The organism is Mycolicibacterium sp. CBM1 (assembly GCF_054073305.1).
The window spans coordinates 18,379-41,674 of record NZ_JBSXPP010000012.1 but is presented as its reverse complement, the minus strand read 5'-3'; the positions used below and the strand labels follow the sequence as shown (position 1 = coordinate 41,674).

Below are 23,296 nucleotides of genomic sequence, written 5' to 3'. Positions count from 1 at the left end.
TAGCCGGTCTAAGAGATACTTAGCATTGTGTCGGAGTTGGGGGACTGGTTACGGGTGGACGCGGACGCGGCTCGGCCGCTGTTCGATCAGCTGAGAACGCAGATCATCGACGGGGTGCGCCAACAGCGCTTAGAGCCCGGAACACGATTGCCGACAGTGCGTGAGTTGGCTGGTCAGCTGGGATTGGCGGTGAACACCGTCGCGCGTGCGTACCGCGAGTTGGAGACGGCCGGTATCGTCGAGACGCGCGGGCGGTTCGGGACCTTCGTGGCCCGCGCCGATCCGGCGGATGCCGCGATGGCCGCGGCGGCCAACGCCTACGTCGAGGCCGCCCGGGCGCTGGGGTTGGAGAAACACGAGGCGCTGCGCTACCTCGACTCGGCGTTCGGCTAAGGCGTCAGCCGAACTCGAGGAGCGTGTAGGCGCCGCGCAGGTTCCTGGCGGGGCGGAACGCCCAGATCGCCGGAAACACCTTCTCGAAGAAGAAGCCGCGACCGCGTGGCATCGCGATGTCGTGCACGGCCTTCACGCCGGGCGTGGTGTGGACCAGCTCGGCCAGCTGATCGATGGTCAGACTGAACGGCATCGGTGGCACCCGGTATTGCCGCGAGGATCGAATTCCCTTGGGCGCGAGCTTCTTGACCAGCACCGGCGGTAGATCGAAGAACATCTGACCGCCGGGAAAACGCTTGGCGCACTGGGAAATCAGATCCATCGCCTCATGCGGCTGCAGATACATCAGCAGGCCTTCGGCGGTGATGAACACGCCGTCGGTGGCGTCCACCTGATCCATCCAGCTGTAGTCGAGCGCGGATTGGGCCAGATTGGTGATCCGCGGCGAGGAGGGCAGCAATCGCTCGCGCAGTTCGATGACCGGGGGCAGATCCACCGAGACCCAGCGGAACTGGGGGTCGGGCACGGCGTCGCTGAGCCGCCAGAAGCTGGTCTGGAACCCTTCGGCGAGTGCGACCACGGTGGCCTTCGGATGCTGGGCGAGATAGGCGCGGGCGCAGCCGTCGACAGCCAGGGAGCGCAGCGCCATCTCTTGGCCCTTGCGGCCGAACTTGTCGAAGTCGAAATCGATGGAATCACGAAGCCTGATGGCCACCGGGTCGTGCAGGATCGCACCCGGGAGTCCGGCTTGGTGGGCGCGGCCGTTGAGGGTCAACAACGCGGTTTCCGAGACGCCGCCCAGCGCGCTGGCGTCGATCTTGGGATCGGTCATTTCAGCACTTTCGTCAGGGTGCGCAGATTGCGGGTGGTGGTCGACGACTTGTAGCGCTTCTTGCCCATCGTCTTGCCGATGGTCGAGTCCAGGGTCGAGGCCTTGGGCACCTGCCAGTAGATGACGCCCTCGCCACGGGCGATCTTCTCGGTGGCCTCCGCCGCGCCCGCTAGGGCGGCCAATTCGTCGAGCACCCCGGGGTCGCTGACGAAGGTGACGTAGGAGTGGTGGCCCTCGACGTCGGCGGTGAAGGGGTAGCCGGCGGCGATCCTTGCGACGGTCTCCAGCTCGTAGACCAGTACCCAGGCGTCGTAACCGAAGGCGTCGCGCAGCGCCACCTCGGCCTCCGTGCGCACGCTGGCCGGCGATCCGGCGGCGTCGAGGACGACGTTGCCGCTGGCCAACACGGTGCGGACGTTCTCGAAGCCGGCCTCGGTCAGGGCCGCGGCCACGTCGGCCATCTTCAGGGTCACCCCACCGACGTTGACGCCGCGCAGGAAGGCGGCGTAGCGGGTCATGTTGACGATCCTAGAACCGGCCTCGGACACGTAGTCTCGGAAGCATGGCGCGTCAGGTGTTCGACGACAAACTGCTGGCGGTGATCGCGGGCAACTCGTTGGGGGTGCTGGCGACGATCAAACGCGACGGCCGTCCCCAGATGTCCAACGTGACCTACCACTTCGACCCGCGCACCGTGGTCATCCAGGTCTCGATGACTGAGCCGCGCGCTAAGACCCGCAACCTGCGCCGCGACCCCCGGGCTTCGATCCTGGTGTCCTCCGACGACGGTTGGTCGTACGCGGTCGCCGAGGGCAATGCCGTCCTGACCCCGCCCGCCGCCACGCCGCACGACGACACCGTGGAGGCATTGATCGCGCTCTACCGCAACGTCGCCGGGGAGCACCCGGACTGGGACGAGTACCGCGAGGCCATGGTCGCCGACCGCCGTGTGGTGCTGACGCTGCCCGTGTCGCACGTCTACGGGATGCCGCCGGGAATCCGCTGACCTCGGGCTGCCGAGTGCGGCGTCGTCGACGATCCGCGCAAGCTGCCGTTGCCGCTGGGCGAACAAGCTGACACATCGCCGAATACCCGGGGAACAGATGTTGGCGAGACCGCTGTGGGGTAGCTGCGAGGTGGCTGAGCCGCTTAGCGTTCGCCCCATACGCACCGCGGGTGTCGGCGGTGCTCGCTCGGGGAGGGCGTTGCCATGGGATACGGACAGTACGTCGGTCGAGTAGGCGGGCTTGCCGTCGCGCTGGGGGTGGGTGTCGCACTGGCGAACGCCTCGCCGGTGGCGCTGGCCGACGATTCGTCGTCGACCGGCTCGGCCGGCGCGCATTCCTCGGCCACCGGGCCGAGTCGGCCGCACAAACCTGCCGCAGGCAAGGCATCGTCCGCGAGGGCCAAGGGTAGCGCCCAGAAGGCCGTGACTCGCCCCGCGGCCAACTCGGCATCGCCGCGCACCAGGCAGTCGCGATCCGGTGACGAGAGTGCTGTCGGACAGACCGCGAACGGTATCGGCTCCGCGGAGACGACCCAGCGAACCGAAACCGCCAGTGGTTCCGCTGTCACACCCGTTGTCGGCGGTGCGACCGGCGCCGTCGTCGAGGAAGCTGCCACCGCGGTCACCGCAGCGATGGCCCGCTCAGTTGCACCCCGCGTCCCGATCGATTCCGCGACGCTCACCGCCGTGCTGGCGTGGGCACGCCGCGAACTCATCGGGCCCTTCTACAACCGGGCGCCCAAAGCCAATCCCCTGGAGATCGGAGAAAGCGTCGGAGGTGACGTGGTCGGTGTCGTCGGGGCCACCGATGCCGACGGAGATCCGTTGCGATACATCGTGACTGAGGGCCCGAAGTTCGGCACCGTGGTGGTCGATGCCGACGGCAGCTACACCTACACCCCCGGGGTCGCCCTGGCCCGCGACGGTGGCGGCGACACCTTCACCGTCGAGGTCCGAGACATCGGCAACCGTCTGCTGAGTCGCCCTGGCGTGATTTCAGTACCGGTGGAAGTGACCGTCGGAGGTGGCGATGCGGTCGGTCTCGGCGGCGCGCCCTACGGCGTGGCGATGAGCGTCGACGGCACGCGAGCCTATGTGACCGACACGGACAACAACCGGGTGTCGGTCATCGACATCGCGACCCGGGCTGCGGTCGGATCCATCCCGGTCGGGAAGTCCCCGTGGGGGATCGCCATCGCAGGCGACGGGCGCGGGTATGTGGTCAATTCGGCAGACGGGACGGTGTCGGTCATCGACACCACCACCAACACCGCACTGGGTGCGCTCTATGTCGGCAATTCCCCGACGAGTGTCGCGGTCACTACCGACGGCAGCCGGGTCTACGTGACCAACACAAACGACAACACGGTGGCGATCATCGACACCACCAGCTATCAACGCACTTTCGTCGATGTGGGGAACAATCCATTCGGGATTGCCGTCGCCGGCAACCGGGTGTTCGTCACCAACGAGTCCGACGACACCGTGTCCGTGATCGACACCACCACAAACACTGTGATTGCCACGATCGCCGTGGGCGATCACCCGACGGGCGTGGCTGTCGGCGGTGATCGGGTGGTGGTGGCCAACGCCGGCTCCTCATCGGTCGACGGCGACGGCACGGTGTCGGTGATCGACGCCGGCACGCTCGAGACCATCGGTGAGCAGATCGCTGTGGGTGACTTTCCGGCCAACGTGGTCGTCGATGCCGATGGCACCCGGGCCTACGTGTCGGACTTCAACCGCGGCACAGTGTCGGTGGTCGACCTGCAGAGCGGTGAGCTGACGGGCGCGCCCATCATCGTCAACAACGTCGCAGAAGGCGCGGCGGGACTTGCCATCGGGGCAGACGGCCGAATCTACGTCGCCGGGACGGTGGACGGCTCCGTCGACCCCGTCACCCTCGACGCTCCCGCTGTCGCGACGTTCGGACCGGTGACCACCGTTGCCGGATTCCCTTCGGCGGCAGCGCAGTCGGCGGCCATCGCCGCAGCCAACGCGACCCCCGCCGGCCCCAACTCCGGGGTGACGACCAAGACCTACAAGGTCTACAACCTGACCAGCAACTACGTCACTCTTGTCCGTTACGACGGTTCAGACCGACCACTCAACGGCTTCCCGCCGGCCGGGACCGTAATCCCGCCGGGCGGGTCGCTGGATGTCGTTGTGCCAGAACCAGGTTGGTTGGGGCAGAACAACATCAGGATGGTGCTGACCAACAACAAGGGAACCACCTGGACCGCGTTCCTTCGGTACGACCGGACCGTGACCACCGATTACCTGGTCAAAGGAGAGGTCAGCGGTCCCGGTGACATCACGCCGCAAGCCAAGTTTCTCGGGATCAGGCGGTACAGCGTCGGTGACCAGGTGACTCTGTTAGAGAGCCCCGGCACGAATTCCGTCATCACGTCGCCGACCAAAGACCAGACGACGTTGATGAACACCCTATGCACCAGCGGCGGAGTGTCCTGCCAGTTCACCGCCAAGGGCGAGCCCGTCCAGACGTGGACCGACTACCGGCCACCCCAGACCGCGCCGGGCGTATCGTCGGTGCTCAACAACGGCAGCAGCGTGGCACAGAAGCGGATCATCAAGTATTCGGTGACCGAGTCGACCAAGACCAGCACCGAGTTCAGTTCGAAGCTGAACATCACCTTCATCAAGGATGTGGTGGGGCTGGAACTGGCCTCGAAGTACGGCACCGAACTGACCGCGTCGAAGACCTGGGAAGACACCTACGAGCTCAATGCGGCGCCCTACAAACAGGTGTCGCTGTTGGTTAAGTCGCCGATCTGGCAGGTGACCGGTGACCTCGTCATCAGCTTCGGCAACACGACGATCACTATGAAGGACATCACCCTGAGTAACCCCGACCAGACCCGCAGCCCGGTGACTGACGTCCGGGAGGCCAACTGTTCCAACTGCACCATCCCACCTACGGTGTCGGTGCAGTCGCCGTCGGCGGTGCCGTCACCGTCGGCGGGGACCGTGCGGATCGAAGACCTCGTCTGATAATGCTCCCGGGGCCTTGGGGGGGTTACCCTGCAACCATGGCCAACGACGAGTCCGAGCCCCACGACGACGACACCAAGCGCAAGTTCCGTGAGGCACTTGAGCGCAAGAAGGCGAAGGCCGCGGGTAGCTCGACGCACCGCGACGGCAACACCAAGCAGCCGCGCGCTCACGGCCCGGTGGAGAACCGCCGGGAATTCCGCCGCAAGAGCGGCTAGGTCCACTTCGCGGGAGCCGTTGGCGCGCAACGATCCCGCGCTGCCAACGCCCGGCGGACCTCGGCGGGCGTCGGGAACGCCAGGTTCATGCAGGCGAATCTATCCCGCCTCGGCGTAGGTAGATCTACCAGATTTGGTGCGGGTTTCCTGCCACAGGATCGCCGTGAGGCACGCCAGGGCGAGCACGCCGACGGCGGTGGCGAACACCACGCCGGCGGTGCGCAGACCCCAGGCCTGGGCGGCGAATCCCTCGCCGATCACCGGGATGGAGATGGCGATGTAGGCCACCACGAAGTAGGTGGAGCTGACCTCGGCCCGGCGATCGGCCGGCGTCAGCTCGGCGACCGCGGCCAGTCCGCGGCTGAAGCTGATGCCCTGACCGACACCGGAGACCACCGCGGCCGCGACCAACCCGAACAGCGACGAATAGTGCAGTGCCAGTACCAGAATGCCCATACCCGCAGTGAGGATCGCGCAGCCTAGTGCCACCGCGCGGCGCGGATTGATCCGGGCACCGACGATCTGGGCGACGGCCGAGGCGCCGAAGATCGATCCGGCCATCAGGCCGGCCAGCGCATGGTTACCGATCCCGATGACGTTGGTCAACAACGACGGCGCCACCGAGGTGTACAAGCCGGTCACCGAGAAGCCGGCGAACGCCGCCAGCGCGGCGGGGATGAACACCGAGCGGACCTCCGGCGGCACCGAAAGGCGTTGCAGCCCCAGCCCTCCGGATCGGCTCGCGGTCTCGGGGACCAAGAGCACCGCCACGGTGGCCAACGCCACCAGCCCGATGTGCACGATGAACGTCAGCTCCAGCGGCGCGGGGGCGTATTGGGCCAGGATGCCGGCGAGTAGCGGGCCGGCACCCAGGCCGCCGATATTCGCGATCGTGGCCACCGCGGGCGCCCGGTCCCGCCAGCTCGGCGGCGCCGCCTCGATGACGGCCGCGGTGGCGGTGCCGGTGAAGAGGCCCGCCGACAGCCCGGACAGCACGCGTCCGACCAGCAGCAGCGGCACCGAGTCGGCGAACAAGAACACCACCGCGCTGGCCAATGCGCATGCGGCGCCGGCCAGCAGCACCGGCCGGCGGCCGATGACATCGGACCACCGCCCGAAGACCAGCAGCGCCACCAGCACCCCGCCGGCGTAGGTCGCATAAATGACAGTCGTCGTCAGGACGGAGAAGTGCATCCGTTCGGAGTACAGCGCGTAGAGCGGAGTGGGCAGCGTCGTGCCGACCATGATGGCGGCGAACGCGTACGCCAGCAGTGCGACGGCGAAACCTCGCCGGTTGCGGGTCATGTGGTCCGGCGGGCAGGAGCGTAGCGACGGGGGGTCATATGTGGGCTAACGTCATCAGCACGTATCCACCATTCCCGCAGCCGGCGAGATTCTCACCTCATTTAGGTGCGGCCCCTAGTGGTGGGTGGCCTTCTCGGCGCCGACGCCGGTCAGGGAGCGCACCTCCATCTCGGCATTGAGTTCCGGATCGCCGGTGTCCGAGGACGTCAGCGTTCCGATGACACCGAGGATGAAGGCCAGCGGGATCGACACGATGCCGGGGTTGGCCAGCGGGAACCAGTCGAAGTTGGCACCGGGGATCATCGCCGTCTTCGACCCGGATACCGCGGGGGAGAAGACGATGAGCACGATGCAACTGATCAGGCCGCCGTACATGCTCCACAGCGCGCCACGGGTGTTGAACCGCTTCCAGTACAGCGAGTAGACGATTGTCGGCAGATTCGCCGAGGCCGCCACCGCGAACGCCAGCGCCACCAGGAAGGCGACGTTCTGCCCGTTGGCCAGAATGCCCAACCCGATCGCCGCGATACCGAGCACCACCGCGGTGATCCGGGAGACCCGCACCTGCTCGTCCTCGGTGACCTTGTGGTTCTTGAGCACGCTGGCGTAGACGTCGTGGGCGAACGACGCCGACGCGGTGATCGTCAGGCCGGCCACCACCGCGAGGATCGTCGCGAAGGCCACCGCGGAGATGACGCCGAGCAGGATCACCCCGCCCAGTTCGAAGGCCAGCAGGGGCGCCGCGGAATTCTGCCCGCCCGGTGCCTTCAGAATTTTGTCGGGCCCGACCAGTGCCGCCGCGCCGTAGCCCAGCACCAGCGTGAACAGGTAGAAGGCGCCGATCAGTGCGATCGCCCACACCACCGAACGGCGGGCTTCCTTGGCGGTGGGAACGGTGTAGAAGCGCATCAGCACGTGCGGCAGACCCGCGGTGCCCAGCACCAGCGCCAGACCCAGCGACAGCAGGTTGATCTTCGAGGTGGTCGACGCCCCGTACTGCGCGCCGGGTGCCAGCACATCGCGGCCCGACACTCCCTTGGCGGTGGCCTGGTGCACCATGTTCTGCGCCGAGCCCAGGATTTCGGAGAAGTTCAGCCCGAACTTGGCCAGCACCATGACCGTCATGATCGCCGCCCCGGCGATCAGCAACACGGCCTTGATGATCTGCACCCAGGTGGTGCCCTTCATCCCGCCGACGAGGACGTAGACGATCATCAACACGCCGACCACGGCGATGACGAACGACTGCGCGGTGCGGCCCTGGATGTCGAGCAGCAGCGCCACCAGACCACCGGCGCCGGCCATCTGGGCCAGCAGATAGAACAGCGACACCGTCATCGTCGAGGTGGCCGCCGCCAGCCGGACCGGCCGCTGCTTGAGCCGGAAGCTCAGCACGTCGGCCATTGTGAATTTGCCGGTGTTGCGCAGCAATTCGGCCACCAGCAGCAGAGCCACCAGCCAGGCCACCAGGAAGCCGATCGAATACAGGAAGCCGTCGTAGCCGTAGACCGCGATCGCGCCCGCGATGCCCAGGAAGCTCGCCGCCGACAGGTAGTCGCCCGCGATCGCGATGCCGTTCTGCGGGCCGGAGAACGCATGGCCCGCGGTGAAGAACTCGGTGGCATTGGTGTTGGAGCGGCTGGCCCGGATCACGATGAACAACGTGATGATCACGAAGGCGACGAAGATGCTGATGTTGACGACCGGGTTGCCGATCTGGGTGCTCTCGGCCAGCAGGGTCACGTGGTTCACTGCTGGCTCCAATGCATTTCGTTGCGGATCTTCTCGGCGCGCGGGTCGAGCTCGCGGTTGGCGAAGCGGACGTAGAGGCCGGTGATGAGGAACGTCGTCAGGAACTGGCCCAGCCCGAGCAGCAGGCCGACGTTGACGTTGCCCCACACCTTGATCGCCATGAACTCGTAAGCGAAGGCGCCCAGCAGGACATAGCTGGCGTACCAGATGAGGAAGAAGACGGTCGTGGGGAACACGAAGCGGCGCAAGGTGCGGCGCAGCTCCTGGAACTCCGGACTGGCCTGCACGGCCAGATATTGCGCACCGCTGGGTTGGGTTTCCCGCGGCGGATTGTCGGTTGTGGGCACCGCCCGCTCCTAGCCTTCGGTGGATGTGAACTCCGATCGGTTCACAGCGTATTGAGAGCTGGATCACAGCCATAGGGATGCGAGGTGAAGAGTCGCAACCTGCGGTGAACGGTCGACGGAGGGCGTTGAACGGTTGCGGTTTGGCTCAGGTTGGCTCAGCCGGGCTCAGCCGCGCGGCACGCGTTCCACGCCCATGCCGAGCCGCTCGGGGACGTGCATCCGCGCGAAGATGCGGGCGATGTCGGTGGGGACGCCGGCCGGGGTCAGCCGGCTGACCACCACCATCGTCGCGAACGCCAATGGCACGGTGACGGCGGCGGGATAGCCGAGCACGGTGGACCCCCAGCCACCCAACGCGTCGTCGCCGACCCAGCCGGTCACTCCGACCAGCGTCGCCAGCCCCGATGTCAGTGCACCGGTCACCAGTCCGGCGATCGCCCCGGCGGCGGACAGCCCGCGCCACCAGATCCCGAGTACGAGCAGCGGGCACAGCGTGGATGCGGCGACGGCGAAGGCGAGTCCGACGCCGCGGGACAGCTCCAGGACGGGCGAGATCAGCGACAGCGGAATGGGGATCAGCCCAGCGACCAGTGCCACCAGCCGGAAGTCGCGAACCCGCCCGCGCAGCACGTCGGTGGACAGTGCACCGGCGATGCTGACCAGCAGCCCCGATGAGGTGGCCAGGAACGCCGCGATCGCACCCGCGGCCACGAGTGCGGCCAGCAACTGACCGGGTAGCCCGGCGATGGCTGCCGACGGCAGCAGCAGCACCGCGGCGTCGGCCTTGCCGGTGACGAGCAGTTGCGGAACGTAGAGCCGGGCGAGCACGCCCAGCACAGTGGGGAACAGGTAGAACAACGACAGCAGCGCGATCACTGCCAGGGCGGTGCGCCGCGCCGCCCGGCCGTCGGGGTTGGTGTAGAACCGCACCAGCACGTGTGGCAGCCCCATGGCGCCCAGGAACGTCGCCACCATGATCGAAAAGACTTGATACAGCGGGTGGTTACCGCCCAGCCCGCCGCCGGAGGCGATCCACGACGAACCGGCGGCCGGCGCCCCGACCACCACCGGGGTATGCGCGCCGGCGGCCAGCGTGAGGGTGCTGCCCCGGGGCAGCCGGTAGTCGCCCGGTGCGTGCAGTACACCGGGCTGTGACGGGCCGGTGATCGTCACCCCCGCGGGGTTGGTGACCGTCACGACCACGTCGGTGTCGATGTTCACCGTCGTCGTCTGGTTGACGGCGGGCGGTAGCGGTCCGCCGAAATCGGTCCGATGGGAACCGGACAGCGCCAGCAGCGCCAAGGCGGGCAGGGCGATCGCGGTCAGCTTCAGCCAGTACTGGAAGGCCTGCACGAACGTGATGGAGCGCATGCCGCCGCCGACGACGTTGACGATCACGATGGCGCCGACTGCCACAGGTCCGATCCAGACCGGCACGCCGAGAAGGGCTTTGAGCGCCAGGCCGGCCCCCTGGTACTGCGGAATCAGGTAGAAAACACAGATCGTGACGACCACCAGCATCGCCACCTGCCGCAGCCGCGGCGAACCCAGCCGGAATTCGGCGAAGTCCGGCACGGTGTAGGCGCCGGAGCGGCGCAGCGGTGCCGAGACGAACAGCAGCAGTCCCAGATAGCCGGCGGTGAAGCCCACGGGGTACCACAGTGCGTCGGCGCCGTACTTGGCGACCAGGCCGGCGACGCCGAGAAAGGAAGCGGCTGAGAGGTATTCGCCGGAGATGGCGGCCGCGTTCCACTGCGGACCGACGGTTCGGGAGGCGACCAGGAAGTCCGAGGTGGTGCGCGACATCCGGATGCCGTAAGCCCCGACCGCCACCGTGGCCACCGCCGAGACCAGCAGGCCGCCCGCCGTGAGCGCGGTGGCGGGGCTCATGGACGAGGCCCGTGCGCCGCTTGGCCGGCGACCTCGGGTGCTTCGTCGTCGACCACTCCCATGAAGTCACGCTCACCCTGTTCGGCCAGCCGGATGAACAGTCGCCCGACGCCGTACAGCACCGGGTAGATCAGCACGGCCAGGGTCAGCCAGTTCAGCCGCACCCCGAAGACGGTGGCCGCTGACAGCTCCGGGAACACCGCGTTGATCAGGGGTAGGGCCGCCATGGCGCCGGCCATCACCGCGGCCAGCCGCAACGCCAGCCCAAGCTGGGCGCGCACCAGGCCGCGCACCAGTGCATCACCGACCTCGGTCTGCTCCTGGATCTCCACGCGGGTGTGCACCGCGCGGGTGCCGCGGCGGTGGGCGAGGACGACCCGCTGGCGTTGGGGGCGTCCGGGCTTAGTCATTGCCGCCGCCCGGTTTGAAGGTGCGCATCGGATCGCGGATCAACCGGTCGCGCAGTTCGCGGGCCTGGCGGCGGCTGACCGGCAGTTCGACGGCCGGGGAGGCGCCGTTGGGGCGAAGGCGCACCATCGTCGAGGCACCGGAGGTCCGCAGTCCGGTGACCATGGTCAGCGCCACCAGATAGGACCGGTGCACGCGTTGGAAGCCGCGGCTGCGCCAGCGATCCTCCAACGTGTTCAACGGAATCCGCACCAGATGGGAACCGGAGGCGGCGTGCAGTCGCGCGTAGTCGCCCTCGGCCTCCACCCATCCAATGGTGTCGCAGCGCACCAGCTGGGTGACACCGCCGAGCTCGACGGGGATGGTGTCGGCCTGTGGTTCCTCGGCGTGGGTCACCTCGGTGGCGCGCGCGGCGACGACCCGGCGCACCGCCTCGTCGAGGCGCTCTTTGCGGATCGGCTTGAGCAGGTAGTCCAACGCGCCCACCTCGAACGCGGCCAGTGCCTTGTCGTCGTGCGCGGTGACGAACACGACCGCCGGTGGGTGTGCGAAATTGCCTAGTAGACTCGCCAATTCGAGTCCGGACAGGCCAGGCATGTTGATGTCGAGGAAGATTGCGTCGACGGTGCGCTCGTTGATGATGCGCAACGCCGAGGTCGCGTCACCGGCGCCGACCACCTCGGCGACATCGGGATGCTCGCCGAGCAGATAGGTCAACTCGTCGAGAGCGGGAGCTTCGTCGTCGACCGCCAGCACCCACAGCCGCGCCGTCATGCCACTCCCTTCCCGGACTCGTCTACGCCCGCACCCCGGTCCGGAACTTGGGTACCCGCATGATCACCTTGGTGCCCGCGTCCGGAGCGGTCTCGACCACCAGACCGTAATCGTTGCCGAACGCCGCCCGCAGTCGATGGTCGACATTGGTCAGCCCGACGTGGGCGGCCTGCTCGCCCTCGCCGAGAACGTCGCCGTGGCCGGCGCGCAGCGCCTGCGGATCCATGCCGACGCCGTCGTCCTCGACCGTGATGACACAGTCCGAACCCTCGTCGCGAGCGACGATTTCGATCGAGCCGCCCTGCCGGCCGGCCAGGCCGTGCCGCACCGCGTTCTCGACCAGCGGCTGTAGGGCGAGGAACGGCACCACCACCGTGAGCACTTCGGGGGCGATCTGCAGGGTCACCGACAGGTTGGGGCCGAACCGGGCGCGTTCGAGTGTGAGGTAGCGGTCGATGTTGCGCAGCTCGTCGGCCAGCACCGTGTAGGGGCCGGCGGAGCGAAACGAGTAGCGGGTGAAGTCGGCGAACTCCAGGATCAGGTCGCGCGCCCGGTCGGGGTCGGTGCGCACGAACGAGGCGATGGTGTTGAGCGCGTTGTAGATGAAGTGCGGGCTGATCTGGGCCCGCAGGGCGAGCACCTCGGCGCGGTCGAGACGGGCGCGCGAGGCGTCGAGTTCGGCCAGTTCCAGCTGTCCTGCCGCGTAGCGGGCGACCTCGGCGATGGCACCGAGCATGCCGGGCGACGGTTCGTCGGCGTTGACCACGACCAGCACGCCGATGACCGTGCCGTCGTCGTCGAGCAAGGGTTGGGCCACTACGGCGGGGGTCTGCTCACGGGCCAGCACCCGGCGCTGACCGGCGATGGACTCGCGTGCGGTGTCGTGGCAGATCTGCAGGGCGCCCGGTGTCCACACCGGGTCCTCGGGCGGATTCTCGGGCGGGTCGACGGCCAGCAGCATCGCCTCCCCGTCGTAGAGGGCGACGCCGTCGGAGCCGGTCAGTCGGCGCAGGTGCGGGGCGGCGCCGGCAGCCGAGCCGGCGTCGAGGCCCTTGCGCAGCGAGCGGGCGGCCTGCGCGGCGGTGTGCAGTGCGGCGTGCACGGTGCGCTCGGCCGGCGTCGTCACCCGCCGCCGGGTCGCGACGACGACGGTGCCCAGGATCAGCGCCACCGCGACGAGCGCAACCGCCAGCGCTACCGCACCCGACATGCTGTCTCCTGCTCGAGGCTCACCGGCTCATTGGACGGGGCAGGCGTACTTTCGGGCGACGTCGAAGACTCGCTCCTGCGCGCCGGGGCCGATCACCCCTTGGGCGGCCAGCTCCAGACCGATGTATCCCGGTATACCGCCGATACAGGCCTGGTGGGCGACGCGCCACGCGGTGTCCGCATTCAGGTTGTAGCCGTTGCGTTGCAGGCCCTGCATGTAGAGGTCGAACTCGGGAGTGCCCTGATCCGGTATCGCCTGCGCTGTGCCGGCCAGGGCGAGGGCGGTGAGGATCGCTGCGACAGCTGCTGCCAGCACCCGTCTCATGTCGGTCTCCTCGGGGCGTGTCCAGCGGGAATGGGCTCCACGATTCCACATCCCGGCACCCCGGAACTGACAAATCGATGGGCCCAGGTGGCCCGAGGCGCCCGGCGCGGCGTCCTAGACTGTCGGCCATGGCGCGTCTGCAGCTCACCGGTGATCCAGCGTCCGACGACTTGTTGAGTGAGGATCCGTTCGCCCTGCTGACGGGCATGCTGCTGGATCAGCAGATCCCGATGGAGACCGCGTTCGCCGGCCCGCGCAAGCTCGTCGAGCGGATCGGCGGCATCGACCCGCGGGTGATCGCCGACTACGACCCCGAGACCTTCACCGCTGAATTCGCCAAAACCCCTGCGGTGCATCGCTTCCCGGGCTCAATGGCCAAGCGGGTGCAGGATCTGGCCCGGGCGATCACCGACCAGTACGACGGCGACACTGCGCGGTTGTGGCTCGACGGCGACCCGGATGGCGCCGAGGTGCTGCGCCGGCTCAAGGCGTTGCCCGGCTTCGGTGAGCAGAAGGCCAAGATCTTCCTGGCGCTGCTGGGCAAGCAGTACGGCGTGACACCGGCCGGCTGGCGCGAAGCTGCCGGCGACTACGGCAAGCCGGGCACCCACATGTCCATCGCCGATGTGGTGGACAAGGGGTCGCTGGACGAGGTGCGGGCGTACAAGAAGAAGATGAAGGCAGCCGCGAAGGCGAAGGCCTGAGCCATAGACGGCGAAGGCGAAGGCCTGAGCCATAGACGGCGAAGGCGAACAAGTGACGGAGGCAGCATGAAGACTCACATCAATTGTCCGTGTGGCGAAGCGATCAGTGCGAAGGACGAGGACGAGCTGGTCGACCTCACCAAGGCGCACCTGGCCGAGGCGCACCCGGGCATGGACTACGGCCGCGACGAGATCCTCTTCATGGCCTACTGAGCCGGACGGCGTCCTCGAGTTCGGCCAGCGCCGCCTCGGTGAGCGGGATGAGGTCGTCGATGTCGGGGACCACGTCGGGGTCGGCCACGTAGCCGACCCCGATCCGGTCGGCGTACGAACATAGCGTCACGTTGAGCGCCATCCCGTCGTAGACCACCGACACGGGGTGGATCTCGTCGACCCGGGCGCCGTTGAAGTACATCTGCTCACTCGGGCCGGGCACGTTGGAGATCGGCAGGTTGCAACCGGGCCGCACCCATGAGGTGAACGGCAGCTGTGGCAACAGCACCGTCGGCCCGATCGCCGGCATCAACACCAGCAGCATCGCCCCCGGACCCTGCGCGGCGACCTGGTGTTTGACGTTGGCCATGGCGTGGTGGATCAGACTCAGCCGCTGCGCGGGGTCCTCGATGTGGGTGCCCAAGGGGCATAGCCCGAGCCCGAACTGGTTGCCGTGTCGGTCGGATCCGGCGGCATCGCGCTCGCGCAGTGTCACCGGGACGATGGCCACCAGTGACTGGTGTGGTAGCTCGTCCTGCTCGGCCAGCCATGCCCGCACTACCCCCGAGACCACGGCGGTGACGACATCGTTGCCGGTGACCCCGGCCGCCCGCTGGATGGCCCGAATACGGTTGTGCGCCAAGCTGGTTGCCGCCACTGCCCGGTGTGGGCCGAGCTTGGTGTTGAACCGGGTGTGTGGGGCGCCGAACGGCGGCGCGACGGCGGGGGTGGTGAGGCTGCCGACGATGTTGGCCAGCTCCCCGGCGACGACGTGGCGGGCCAGGTTCAGACCAGAGACCGCCAGACCCGCGGCGTCGCGCATCGCCGACAGTGGGTTGGGCAGCAGCCCGGAGCGGCTCGGTGCCGGCGGGACGGGCGGGGCGTCGGTGGCGTAGAACGGCCTCATCGAGCGGCGGGTGGGGTCGGTGGTCAGCGAATCGCCGATTATCTTCAACCCCGCCACGCCGTCGACGACGATGTGGTGGACCTTGATGTAGAGCGCGAACCGGCCGTCGGCGAGGCCGTCGATCAGGTACGCCATCCACAGTGGGGCCGAGCGGTCGAGTCGTTCGGCGTGCAGTTCGGAGACCAGCTGCCAGAGTTCTTCGGTGCCCGAACCCGGCGGCAGGGTGCGACGTTGGAGATGATGATCGACGTCGAGATCGTCGACATCACGCCACACCCACATCCCGGCGGTATCCACCCCGCGATAGGGACGCCGGCGCAGCCGAGGGTCGATGCTCTCGGTGGCGCTCAGCCTGTGCTCGTAGAACTCCTCGATGTATTGCCGGCTGGTCATGCCCTCCGGCGGGGTCATGGTGAGCACCACCGCGACGTGCATGGGGCTGGAGAGCAACTCTCCGGTGAGCATCAGCGCGTCGATCGGGTCCAGTGTCTCCATGTCGGACCGACCCTTCGTTGGGCGTGGGATCTTCCCAACCCTAACGGTTCTCGGGCGGACTAGGGCACGACTGTGGAACCGATCGTCGGCATGAAGGTGCACTGCTTGTCCAGCGTGGTCACCTGGCCGAAGATCGTCGACATGATGCTGCCGGACCCGGTGTCGGCGATGGCGGTCAGCGTGGTCGGACCGGCGGGGTTGATGTCGGGATTGGGCTTGAGCGTCACGCTGCCCGACCGGCCGGTGGTCAGGTTGACCCAGGTCACGTTCAGTGGCAGCTTCTGCTCGGCGGCCGGCGCTGGGGTGCCGACGGCGGTGAACACGTACGCCGTCTGGCCGGGTCCGGGGCCGGGGGTGGGGATCTTCGCCGGCCCGGCGACGGACAGGGCGGTCGCGATGACGTTGCCGCCGTCGGATGCGCAGCCGTTGCTGATCGACGGATACATGAAGTCCTGCGTCGGCGGCGTCGCCGGATCGTAGTTCGGGGCCGCTGCCGCCGCGGGCGCCGGTGCAGGGTTGGGGCTCGTCACCGAGTTGGCGACGGGAACGGCCGGGGCGGCCGGAGTCACCGGCGCGACCGGGGTCGGAACTTCGGGCAGGGCGTCGGGTGCCGGGCCCACGGCGTGCGCCGGGTCGATGCCGGTGGGCAAGTGCGCGTCGGCGCCCGGGATGGCGCCGGGAAGCACCCCGGCGGTCGGCAGATGCTCAGGCAGGGGGACGGGGCCGTTGCCGGGGCCGGGCGTCATCAACGGCGTGGTGCCGTGGGTGACACCGGACAAGCCCGCCGCGGCGGGGGGGACCGCGGCGGGAATTGCGGCCGACGGGCCGGCGGCCCCGCCCTCCTGCACGAACTTGGTGACCTGTTGAGCCAGCGCGGCCGAACCGGCCGGCGTGGTGGCGTTACCGGCCAACTGCGACGCGGCTGCCAGCAGCAGCGACTGCGCCGATGAGGGGTTCCCCGCCGCCTGCTGGATCACCGGGCTCAGGCTCTGCACGGCGTCGAGGCCGGGCAGCTGGCCCGGATCCAGCGGAATCGTCGGGTCGGCGAATGCAGTCGGGCTCAAGGCCAGGCTGCTCCCGGCCACGAGCGCGGCGGTGGTCAGCAGAAGAGCCAACTTGGCGATCTGCGGCACGGTGAACTCCCTCATCGGGTGGTGGGTGGGTGGATCAGGGCAGGGCGGACAGCGGCAGCAACTGGCCGAGGCCCGCACCGCCCGGGGTGGTCGGCGCGATCGCCGGGTTGCTGGCCGGCGGGACCCCGGCCGGCCCGGCCACCGGCGGGATCGCGCTGGGCGCCGCCGCCGGCGGGTTGCCGACGCTGAGGTTGTTACCGACCTGCACCGGGAAGGGCATGTCCGACGGGGTCAGGTTGGCCAGGTCGCCGGGCATGCCGAGCTGATTGAGCAGCGGGATGATCGGTCCGGCGAGTCCACCGCTGGCTGCGGGAGCGACGGGGGCGGTCGCCGGTGCGCCGGCAACCGGTGCGGTGGCCGGGGCGCCCGCGATCGGCGAGACGGGCATGGTGGCCGGGGCGCCCGCGAGCGACGACGCGCCGCCCAGCGCGGTTGCCGCGGTCTGCAGGAGCGCTGCGGCGCTTGCCGGGTTTGTGGCGAACTGCTGCAGCATGTTGAGCGCAGGCACGCCGGGAACGGCGGGGGCCACGAGCGGGTCGGCGGCCGCCGACGGGCTTAGGGCGAGTGCGGCCGAGCACAGCCCGGCAACCGCAATCGCGTTGGCGGCGAACAACTTTGTGATGCGTGACATGGTGATCCCAATCCCTCGAGTGCAGGTCTGAACCCGAAGGTAGTCCGTTACTAGAGTTACTCAAGTGACACGTGTGGTGGTTATTCAACCGTTACGGCAGTGATGGCCTACGGTGATGCGCCGCGCCCCGGCGCGTCACCGAACGGGGCGCGCTCACCAGCGCGAACTGCGCGAAGCCGCGCTACGTCGTGCGCGTCGCTACAGTCGCAGCGTGGACACGACGGCGCCGGCGGTGCGGCCGGCCAGGTCGGCCCGGCTGGCCCCGGTACTGCTCGTCGCCAGCATCGCCGCCCGGCTGGCCTGGACCTATCTGGTGCCCAACGGCGCCAACTTCGTCGACCTGCACGTCTACCTCGGCGGGGCCGGCGCGTTGGACCACCCCGGCACGCTGTACTCCTACGTCTACGCCGACCAGACGCCGGACTTCCCGCTGCCGTTCACCTATCCGCCGTTCGCGGCGCTGCTTTTCTACCCGCTGCACCTACTGCCGTTCGGGGTGGTGGCGTTCTGCTGGCAACTCGGCATCATCGGCGCGCTCTACGGCGTGGTCCGGATGAGCCAGCGGTTGCTCGGTGTTCCCGCCCACCGGGAGCGCCACATCGCGATGCTGTGGACCGCCGCCGCGATCTGGACCGAACCGCTGCGCAGCACCTTCGACTACGGGCAGGTCAACGTCATCCTGGTGCTCGGCGTGCTGTGCGCGGCCTACAGCAGCCGGTGGTGGGTGTCCGGTCTGCTGGTGGGGGTGGCCGGCGGGATCAAGCTCACCCCGGCCATCACCGGCTTGTACTTCCTGGGTATGCGCCGGTGGGGTGCGGCGATCTTCTCCGCGGTGGTCTTTTTCGCCACGGTGGCGCTGTCGATCGCGGTGATCGGGCAGCAGGCCCGCTACTACTTCACCGACCTACTCGGCGATGCCAGCCGGATCGGACCGATCGGCACCTCGTTCAACCAGTCCTGGCGCGGGGCGGTCTCGCGGATCCTCGGCCACGACGCCGGCTACGGCCCCGTCGTGCTGGCCGGCATTGCGGTGACGGCGCTGCTGGCGGTGCTGGCGTGGCGGGCACTGGGCGCCGGCGGCGACCGTGACCGACTCGGCGCCCTGCTGGTGGTGCAACTGTTCGGGCTGCTGGTCTCGCCGATCTCGTGGACCCATCACTGGGTCTGGTTGGTGCCCTTGATGATCTGGCTGATCCACGGGCCGTGGCGCGCCCGGCCGGGTGCGCGGTGGCTCGGCTGGGGGTGGCTGGTGCTGACCGTGATCGGCGTGCCCTGGATGCTGAGTTTCGCGCAGCCGACGATCTGGCAGATCAGCAGACCGTGGTATCTGGCATGGGCCGGGCTGGTCTACATCGTGGCCACGCTGGTGACGCTGGCCTGGATCGCGGTCAGTGGTCGCCGAGGAGCTCGTTGAGCTCTGCGGCCATCTGCACGTCCTTGTCGGTGATGCCGCCCGCGGAGTGTGTGACAAGTGTGAATATCACTGTCCGCCAACGGATATCGATATCCGGATGGTGGTCATGGCGTTCGGCGTGCTCGGCGACGAGGCGCACGGCCTCGATGCCGTCGAGGAATGATCCGAACGTCACCGACCGGCGCAGTGCGCCGTCGGCGTGCTCCCAGCCCGGCAGGTTTTTGACGGCAGCGGTAATATCGTTCTGGTTCAAAACAGTCATAACCCATTGTCCCCCTGCGCTTTCCTGGTCGTTTCCATACGCAAATAGCAAATTGGCGAAATGGTCGGTTTTCGTGGACACCGCACAGGGTCGGCCCTATGCTCCTGTTTCGATAGCACGGTCTGAGTAGCGCTGCAGCGAGGAGCTGCGGCATCGACGGGGGTTAAGCAATGGGTTCTGTCCGCATGTCCGCACACGGTTCTCGCCCGAGCGATTCCCCGGTCACCGTGATCGAGTTGCGTTCGCTGCCAGCCGAATTCGGCGGCATGTCGGATCTGCGCGTGAGCCCCTCCGGTCGTGTGCGGCTGGCTACCTGGGTGGGCGCGTCGGCGATCGCCCTCGGTATCGGCGCCGCGCTGGCGGCCACACCGGCGACGGCGTCGGCGGACGCCACGGGCTCGGCGGGCTCGGGCTCGGCTACCTCGAGTAGCGCCTCGACCAAAGCATCGGCAAAGTCAACGGGTAGCCACCGACCCAGCGCATCGCGACCGTCCGCAGCCGCCACCGCCGGGCCTGCCCGGGCAACCGGGAAAACCGGCGCCGGCAAGAGTTCGCGCGCATCGGTCAGCCGGGTGCAGGCCTCGGCCGCAGCCAGTGCGTCCGCGGCCGAGACCGACAGCCAGGTGACGAGTTCGGTCCAGACCTCGTCGGTCACGACGAAGAAGGTGACGACCGCGGCTTCGGTCGGCGCCGTTCCCAGCTTGGGCCCGATTCCCGACTTCGGCCCGCTGATCGGGTTCTTCATCAGCGACGGCACGGCTGCGCATCCCAATGGCGGCATCCTCATCGGCAACGGCTACTCGTGGACCGCCGAGACGTGCAATGCCGGTGCCGCGTGTAAGGGCGGCAACAGCGGGCTGCTCGGCAATGGCGGTGACGGCTTCAATGGCGGAAATGGCGGGGCCGCAGGCTGGTTCGGCAACGGCGGGTACGGCGGCGCCGGCCTGGTGACCGTCAACGGCGGCCGGGGCGGTAATGGCGGCCGTGGCGGCGTGTTCGTCGGCAGCGGCGGCGTCGGCGGTGACGGCGCGGCAGACCTCGGCAAGGGCGGCACCGGCGGCACCGGCGGTGCGGCCGGCCTATTCGGCAACGGCGGCGCCGGCGGAGCGGGTGGAGCCGCTGCCAACAGCCCCTTCCCCGCCGCGACCGGCGGCACCGGTGGCAGCGGCGGCACCGGCGGTCTGCTGGCCGGCAACGGCGGCGCCGGCGGCGCCGGCGGAGCGGCGATCCCCGAGGCCAGCACCGGCGGCACCGGTGGCCGCGGTGGCGATACCGGCTTGCTGTCCGTGATGGGCACCGGCGGTGCAGGCGGCATCGGCGGCGCCGCCGCGACCGGCGGCAGCGGCGGCAACGGCGGCAGTGGCGGAACGTTCTCGCTGTTCTCCAACGGCGGCAAAGGCGGCCTCGGTGGCGCCAGCCCCTATCAGGGATACGGCAGCTACCACGGTGGCCGTGGCGGCGACGGCGGCACGGGCGGACTCTGGGCCGGCAACGGCGGTGACGGCGGCGAGGGCGGCAGAGGAGGTGGCAACGGTGGCAACGGCGGCAACGTCGGGCTGTTGTCGTTGCTAGGCGCCGGCGGCAGTGGCGGTGACGGCGGTGTCGGGCAAACCGGCACCCCAGGTCCCAATGGCGTGCTGGGCCGCTTGGACGGGCTCGACGGGGAAGCCGGTGGGCAGGGTGGTTCCGGCGGCAACGGCGGCAACGGCAGCTTCGTCATCGGTGCCGGCGGCGGCGGCGGCAAGGGCGGCTACGGGGGAGACGGCGGTAGCGGCGGAAAGGGTTACAACAACAAGGAATCCGACACGACCGACATCGGCGACGGCCAACGCGGCGGCGACGGCGGCAACGGGGGCCGTGGCGGCGACGGTGGTGCGCTCGGCGGCAGTGGAGGCGTTGGACGCTACCTCTTCGTGATTTCCTCGAACGGAACGGCCGGGGCCGCTGGTTCGGGTGGCGCAGGCGGTGCCGGCGGCGTGGGCGGGGTCGGCGGTAAGTCCAACGACCCCTATGCGGTCGGTGGCGTGGGAGGCTCGGGCGGAAACGGCGGCGCCGGTGGTGACGGCGGATCCTCGACGAGCTCGGGTGCCCCCGGCGTGGGAGGACGCGGCGGCATCGGCGGTGCCGGGGCCTCGGGCGGAGCTGGAGTCGTGACCGGCGGTGCGGGTGGCACCGGCGGAGTCGGTGGCGACGGTGGTGCGGGTGGTGCCGGCAATTCCACCGATGACGGGGCCTACGGCGGCGCGGGCAGTGCCGGCGGCAACGGTGGTGGCGGTGGCGACTCCGATCCGGGCGGTAGCGGTGGAGTCGGTGGTGGCGGAGGCCGCGGCGGCAATGGCGGTGACGGCGGTGCCGACGGTGGCAGCGGAGGCGGACCGGGCGGCGTAGCCGGCGCCGGTGGCCAGGGCGCCTGGGGCGGCGTCGCCGGCCAGGGCGGTCCCCGGGCGGCCAGCGGGGACGATGGCGCCGACGGGATACCCGGCCAACGCGGCGCCGCCGCGTCGGCCGCCGCAACAGTCGCGGCCGCCGCATCGGTCTCGGCTGCGACGACGCCGAGGGCGCTGGCTTCAGCGTCGGCATACCTGACGGCGTTGCAGTCGATCTGGTCCGATCTCTCCGACCGGCTCGACTACATCTTCTTCAACGAGTCGCCCACTCTGTGGAACACGGTCAGTCCGCAGGACTCCGAAACCGGCGCGATCAGCGGGCAGCTGTACGGCGAGAGCCACAACGGCTACGAGATCACCTACTCCATCACCCGTGGGCCCAAGTACGGCACGATCGTGAACTTCGATCCGGCCACCGGCGCCTACACGTACGTCCCGAACTCACAATTGGTCAAACCCGGAGTGACCGACAGCTTCGTCATCACCGCGGACAACGGAACCGGCGCGCAGCTGCAGGGAGTGCCGGGACTGATTCAGCAATCACTGCACCAGCTGGCTATTCAATTGGGCCTGGCCAAATCTGACACCGCGGCGGAGACGTTCGTCGTCACGGTGACCGGAGACGGCCAGTACGGGCTGCAGAGCAACTCGCAGTACGCCATCGTCAATCAGAGCTACGAGAACTGCACTCTGAACGCGACGGGCGCAGCGGTGGCCCAGGCCACCGGTGGAGCCAGACGGCCGACGGAGCAAGACATGGTCGCACTCGCGCAGCGCAACAACAGTGTCGTGCGCCCCGGCGCGAAGATGTACCTCGACGAGAACACCTCCGACGGTGTTGCCGTTGCGGACGCCGTGGTGTTGATGGCGCGGGAGTTCGGCTTGACCGCGAACACCACGCACTACGACGACAGCCCGGACGCCATGGCGGATCTGCAGGCCAATCTGGCCTACGGCAACGCGACGATGGTGACGGTCTCGGCGGCGCTGATCTGGAATTCGGTTCCCGAGTCGGCGAAAGAAGACAACCCCAGCTATACCCAGCTCAATCATGAAATCGTCGTCATCGCAGTCGATCTGACAGCGGGCGATGTGTACGTCAACGACAGCTCGGCGGTCAATCCCGACTGGAAGGCCATCGGCGCCGGTATGAAAGTTCCGTTGGGAGCCTTCCTGTCAGCGTGGAAGACCAGCGCCTACGAGCTGACCGTCGTCGACAACGCGGTTACCACCTAGGCGCGAGACCGAGGCGGGGGTGAGCGGATACCGTTGCACCCTGTGCCCGCCCAGATCGTCGTCGCCGGAGCGCTGATCTCCGGCGCGACGGTCCTGGTGGCCCAGCGGCAACGCCCGGCGGAACTGGCCGGGCTCTGGGAGCTGCCGGGCGGCAAGGTCGCGGCGGGGGAGAGCGACGGCGAAGCGCTGGCGCGGGAACTGCGCGAAGAACTCGGGGTCGACGTCGATGTCGGCGAGCGGCTCGGCGCCGACGTCCCGCTCGGTGAGTCGATGCTCCTGCGCGCCTACCTCGTCACGCACACCGGCGGAACGCCGCACCCGCACGACCACCGCGCACTGCGGTGGGTGGGCCGCGGCGAGTTGGACACCCTGGACTGGGTGCCCGCCGACCGGGCCTGGCTGGCGGAGCTCTCAAAACACCTCGAGGGGTGAGCCCGCCTCCC

General features: G+C 68.8%; 24 protein-coding genes. 9 read left to right on the top strand and 15 right to left on the bottom strand.

Features of this window, described 5'->3' with window-relative positions; all coding sequences use genetic code 11:
* Positions 1-27: 27 nt before the first annotated feature.
* Positions 28-393 (top strand): Rv1152 family transcriptional regulator, encoded by a 366-nt coding sequence (locus ACXDF8_RS16690; RefSeq protein WP_457224389.1) that lies wholly within the window; start codon positions 28-30, stop codon positions 391-393.
* A 4-nt stretch (positions 394-397) separates the two neighbouring features.
* On the opposite strand, the gene ACXDF8_RS16685 is transcribed toward ACXDF8_RS16690, so the two are convergent.
* Together ACXDF8_RS16685 and ACXDF8_RS16680 are read right to left on the bottom strand one after the other, a co-directional pair.
* Entirely contained in the window at positions 398-1,225 is an 828-nt protein-coding gene (locus ACXDF8_RS16685) for a class I SAM-dependent methyltransferase (RefSeq protein WP_457224388.1), read from the bottom strand.
* The gene (locus ACXDF8_RS16680) at positions 1,222-1,743 is read right to left on the bottom strand and encodes a DUF1697 domain-containing protein (protein ID WP_457224387.1); all 522 of its coding nucleotides are present in this window, start codon (positions 1,741-1,743) and stop codon (positions 1,222-1,224) included. Before ACXDF8_RS16680 ends, ACXDF8_RS16685 begins: the two co-directional genes overlap by 4 nt.
* Positions 1,744-1,787: 44 nt before the next feature.
* On the opposite strand from ACXDF8_RS16680, the gene ACXDF8_RS16675 reads away from it, so the two are divergent.
* The 3 genes from ACXDF8_RS16675 to ACXDF8_RS16665 all read left to right on the top strand — a co-directional run bounded on the left by ACXDF8_RS16675 (position 1,788) and on the right by ACXDF8_RS16665 (position 5,461).
* The gene (locus ACXDF8_RS16675) at positions 1,788-2,231 is read left to right on the top strand and encodes a PPOX class F420-dependent oxidoreductase (RefSeq protein WP_457224386.1); all 444 of its coding nucleotides are present in this window, start codon (positions 1,788-1,790) and stop codon (positions 2,229-2,231) included.
* Between the two features lie 204 nt (positions 2,232-2,435).
* Complete coding sequence (locus ACXDF8_RS16670) at positions 2,436-5,243, top strand: Ig-like domain-containing protein (protein ID WP_457224385.1); 2,808 nt, start codon at positions 2,436-2,438, stop codon at positions 5,241-5,243.
* Between the two features lie 38 nt (positions 5,244-5,281).
* Entirely contained in the window at positions 5,282-5,461 is a 180-nt protein-coding gene (locus tag ACXDF8_RS16665) for a DUF5302 domain-containing protein (RefSeq protein ID WP_457224384.1), read from the top strand.
* Positions 5,462-5,560: 99 nt separating this feature from the next.
* On the opposite strand, the gene ACXDF8_RS16660 is transcribed toward ACXDF8_RS16665, so the two are convergent.
* The 8 genes from ACXDF8_RS16660 to ACXDF8_RS16625 form a co-directional block, all read right to left on the bottom strand.
* Positions 5,561-6,766, bottom strand: a complete 1,206-nt coding sequence (locus ACXDF8_RS16660; protein ID WP_457224383.1) for an MFS transporter — start codon at positions 6,764-6,766, stop codon at positions 5,561-5,563.
* A 114-nt stretch (positions 6,767-6,880) separates the two neighbouring features.
* Complete coding sequence (locus ACXDF8_RS16655) at positions 6,881-8,518, bottom strand: monocarboxylic acid transporter (RefSeq protein WP_457224382.1); 1,638 nt, start codon at positions 8,516-8,518, stop codon at positions 6,881-6,883.
* A complete protein-coding gene (locus tag ACXDF8_RS16650; protein ID WP_457224381.1) occupies positions 8,515-8,865 on the bottom strand; it encodes a DUF485 domain-containing protein in 351 nt (116 codons plus the stop codon). Before ACXDF8_RS16650 ends, ACXDF8_RS16655 begins: the two co-directional genes overlap by 4 nt.
* A 165-nt stretch (positions 8,866-9,030) precedes the next feature.
* Positions 9,031-10,755, bottom strand: coding sequence for a sodium/solute symporter (locus ACXDF8_RS16645; RefSeq protein WP_457224380.1), 1,725 nt, complete (start codon positions 10,753-10,755; stop codon positions 9,031-9,033).
* Positions 10,752-11,165, bottom strand: coding sequence for a hypothetical protein (locus ACXDF8_RS16640; protein ID WP_457224379.1), 414 nt, complete (start codon positions 11,163-11,165; stop codon positions 10,752-10,754). Before ACXDF8_RS16640 ends, ACXDF8_RS16645 begins: the two co-directional genes overlap by 4 nt.
* Positions 11,158-11,937, bottom strand: a complete 780-nt coding sequence (locus ACXDF8_RS16635; protein WP_457224378.1) for a LytR/AlgR family response regulator transcription factor — start codon at positions 11,935-11,937, stop codon at positions 11,158-11,160. The genes ACXDF8_RS16640 and ACXDF8_RS16635 overlap by 8 nt, the downstream gene beginning before the upstream one ends.
* A 22-nt stretch (positions 11,938-11,959) precedes the next feature.
* The gene (locus tag ACXDF8_RS16630; RefSeq protein WP_457224377.1) at positions 11,960-13,147 is read right to left on the bottom strand and encodes a sensor histidine kinase; all 1,188 of its coding nucleotides are present in this window, start codon (positions 13,145-13,147) and stop codon (positions 11,960-11,962) included.
* 27 nt (positions 13,148-13,174) lie between these two features.
* Positions 13,175-13,471, bottom strand: coding sequence for a DUF732 domain-containing protein (locus tag ACXDF8_RS16625; protein WP_457224376.1), 297 nt, complete (start codon positions 13,469-13,471; stop codon positions 13,175-13,177).
* A gap of 128 nt (positions 13,472-13,599) precedes the next feature.
* Between ACXDF8_RS16625 and ACXDF8_RS16620 the strand changes: the two genes are divergently transcribed.
* Together ACXDF8_RS16620 and ACXDF8_RS16615 are read left to right on the top strand one after the other, a co-directional pair.
* A complete protein-coding gene (locus tag ACXDF8_RS16620; RefSeq protein ID WP_457224375.1) occupies positions 13,600-14,175 on the top strand; it encodes an HhH-GPD-type base excision DNA repair protein in 576 nt (191 codons plus the stop codon).
* A 66-nt stretch (positions 14,176-14,241) separates the two neighbouring features.
* Positions 14,242-14,388 carry a DUF1059 domain-containing protein gene (locus ACXDF8_RS16615; protein WP_457224374.1) on the top strand — a complete coding sequence of 49 codons (147 nt, stop codon included), beginning with the start codon at positions 14,242-14,244 and terminating at the stop codon, positions 14,386-14,388.
* Here the strand turns inward: ACXDF8_RS16615 and ACXDF8_RS16610 are convergent.
* The 3 genes from ACXDF8_RS16610 to ACXDF8_RS16600 are packed head-to-tail and all read right to left on the bottom strand — an operon-like array spanning position 14,375 to position 17,554.
* On the bottom strand, positions 14,375-15,790 hold the full coding sequence (locus ACXDF8_RS16610; RefSeq protein ID WP_457224373.1) for a wax ester/triacylglycerol synthase family O-acyltransferase: 1,416 nt from the start codon (positions 15,788-15,790) through the stop codon (positions 14,375-14,377). The two genes, ACXDF8_RS16615 and ACXDF8_RS16610, sit on opposite strands and share 14 nt — an antisense overlap.
* A 59-nt stretch (positions 15,791-15,849) precedes the next feature.
* Positions 15,850-16,938: an Rv1157c family protein gene (locus ACXDF8_RS16605; RefSeq protein WP_457224372.1), complete on the bottom strand. Its 1,089-nt coding sequence runs from the start codon at positions 16,936-16,938 to the stop codon at positions 15,850-15,852.
* A gap of 19 nt (positions 16,939-16,957) precedes the next feature.
* Positions 16,958-17,554 carry a hypothetical protein gene (locus tag ACXDF8_RS16600; protein ID WP_457224371.1) on the bottom strand — a complete coding sequence of 199 codons (597 nt, stop codon included), beginning with the start codon at positions 17,552-17,554 and terminating at the stop codon, positions 16,958-16,960.
* A gap of 211 nt (positions 17,555-17,765) precedes the next feature.
* Between ACXDF8_RS16600 and ACXDF8_RS16595 the strand changes: the two genes are divergently transcribed.
* Positions 17,766-18,968: a mannosyltransferase gene (locus ACXDF8_RS16595; protein ID WP_457224370.1), complete on the top strand. Its 1,203-nt coding sequence runs from the start codon at positions 17,766-17,768 to the stop codon at positions 18,966-18,968.
* On the opposite strand, the gene ACXDF8_RS16590 is transcribed toward ACXDF8_RS16595, so the two are convergent.
* On the bottom strand, positions 18,943-19,230 hold the full coding sequence (locus tag ACXDF8_RS16590) for a 4a-hydroxytetrahydrobiopterin dehydratase (RefSeq protein ID WP_457224544.1): 288 nt from the start codon (positions 19,228-19,230) through the stop codon (positions 18,943-18,945). The two genes, ACXDF8_RS16595 and ACXDF8_RS16590, sit on opposite strands and share 26 nt — an antisense overlap.
* A gap of 163 nt (positions 19,231-19,393) precedes the next feature.
* Positions 19,394-19,885 carry a hypothetical protein gene (locus ACXDF8_RS16585; protein ID WP_457224369.1) on the bottom strand — a complete coding sequence of 164 codons (492 nt, stop codon included), beginning with the start codon at positions 19,883-19,885 and terminating at the stop codon, positions 19,394-19,396.
* On the opposite strand from ACXDF8_RS16585, the gene ACXDF8_RS16580 reads away from it, so the two are divergent.
* Both ACXDF8_RS16580 and ACXDF8_RS16575 read left to right on the top strand, forming a co-directional pair.
* A complete protein-coding gene (locus ACXDF8_RS16580) occupies positions 19,854-22,853 on the top strand; it encodes a hypothetical protein (RefSeq protein WP_457224368.1) in 3,000 nt (999 codons plus the stop codon). The two genes, ACXDF8_RS16585 and ACXDF8_RS16580, sit on opposite strands and share 32 nt — an antisense overlap.
* Before the next feature lie 42 nt (positions 22,854-22,895).
* The gene (locus tag ACXDF8_RS16575) at positions 22,896-23,285 is read left to right on the top strand and encodes a (deoxy)nucleoside triphosphate pyrophosphohydrolase (protein WP_457224367.1); all 390 of its coding nucleotides are present in this window, start codon (positions 22,896-22,898) and stop codon (positions 23,283-23,285) included.
* Positions 23,286-23,296: the final 11 nt, after the last annotated feature.

What these genes read in the sequence shown, in the direction of transcription:
- ACXDF8_RS16685 (WP_457224388.1), bottom strand. Translation starts at nt 1,225, where the DNA reads ATGACCGATCCCAAGATCGACGCCAGCGCGCTGGGCGGCGTCTCGGAA.
- ACXDF8_RS16680 (WP_457224387.1), bottom strand. Translation starts at nt 1,743, where the DNA reads ATGACCCGCTACGCCGCCTTCCTGCGCGGCGTCAACGTCGGTGGGGTG.
- ACXDF8_RS16675 (WP_457224386.1), top strand. Translation starts at nt 1,788, where the DNA reads ATGGCGCGTCAGGTGTTCGACGACAAACTGCTGGCGGTGATCGCGGGC.
- ACXDF8_RS16670 (WP_457224385.1), top strand. Translation starts at nt 2,436, where the DNA reads ATGGGATACGGACAGTACGTCGGTCGAGTAGGCGGGCTTGCCGTCGCG.
- ACXDF8_RS16665 (WP_457224384.1), top strand. Translation starts at nt 5,282, where the DNA reads ATGGCCAACGACGAGTCCGAGCCCCACGACGACGACACCAAGCGCAAG.
- ACXDF8_RS16660 (WP_457224383.1), bottom strand. Translation starts at nt 6,766, where the DNA reads ATGACCCGCAACCGGCGAGGTTTCGCCGTCGCACTGCTGGCGTACGCG.
- ACXDF8_RS16645 (WP_457224380.1), bottom strand. Translation starts at nt 10,755, where the DNA reads ATGAGCCCCGCCACCGCGCTCACGGCGGGCGGCCTGCTGGTCTCGGCG.
- ACXDF8_RS16640 (WP_457224379.1), bottom strand. Translation starts at nt 11,165, where the DNA reads ATGACTAAGCCCGGACGCCCCCAACGCCAGCGGGTCGTCCTCGCCCAC.
- ACXDF8_RS16635 (WP_457224378.1), bottom strand. Translation starts at nt 11,937, where the DNA reads ATGACGGCGCGGCTGTGGGTGCTGGCGGTCGACGACGAAGCTCCCGCT.
- ACXDF8_RS16630 (WP_457224377.1), bottom strand. Translation starts at nt 13,147, where the DNA reads ATGTCGGGTGCGGTAGCGCTGGCGGTTGCGCTCGTCGCGGTGGCGCTG.
- ACXDF8_RS16625 (WP_457224376.1), bottom strand. Translation starts at nt 13,471, where the DNA reads ATGAGACGGGTGCTGGCAGCAGCTGTCGCAGCGATCCTCACCGCCCTC.
- ACXDF8_RS16620 (WP_457224375.1), top strand. Translation starts at nt 13,600, where the DNA reads ATGGCGCGTCTGCAGCTCACCGGTGATCCAGCGTCCGACGACTTGTTG.
- ACXDF8_RS16615 (WP_457224374.1), top strand. Translation starts at nt 14,242, where the DNA reads ATGAAGACTCACATCAATTGTCCGTGTGGCGAAGCGATCAGTGCGAAG.
- ACXDF8_RS16610 (WP_457224373.1), bottom strand. Translation starts at nt 15,790, where the DNA reads ATGGAGACACTGGACCCGATCGACGCGCTGATGCTCACCGGAGAGTTG.
- ACXDF8_RS16605 (WP_457224372.1), bottom strand. Translation starts at nt 16,938, where the DNA reads ATGAGGGAGTTCACCGTGCCGCAGATCGCCAAGTTGGCTCTTCTGCTG.
- ACXDF8_RS16600 (WP_457224371.1), bottom strand. Translation starts at nt 17,554, where the DNA reads ATGTCACGCATCACAAAGTTGTTCGCCGCCAACGCGATTGCGGTTGCC.
- ACXDF8_RS16590 (WP_457224544.1), bottom strand. Translation starts at nt 19,230, where the DNA reads ATGACTGTTTTGAACCAGAACGATATTACCGCTGCCGTCAAAAACCTG.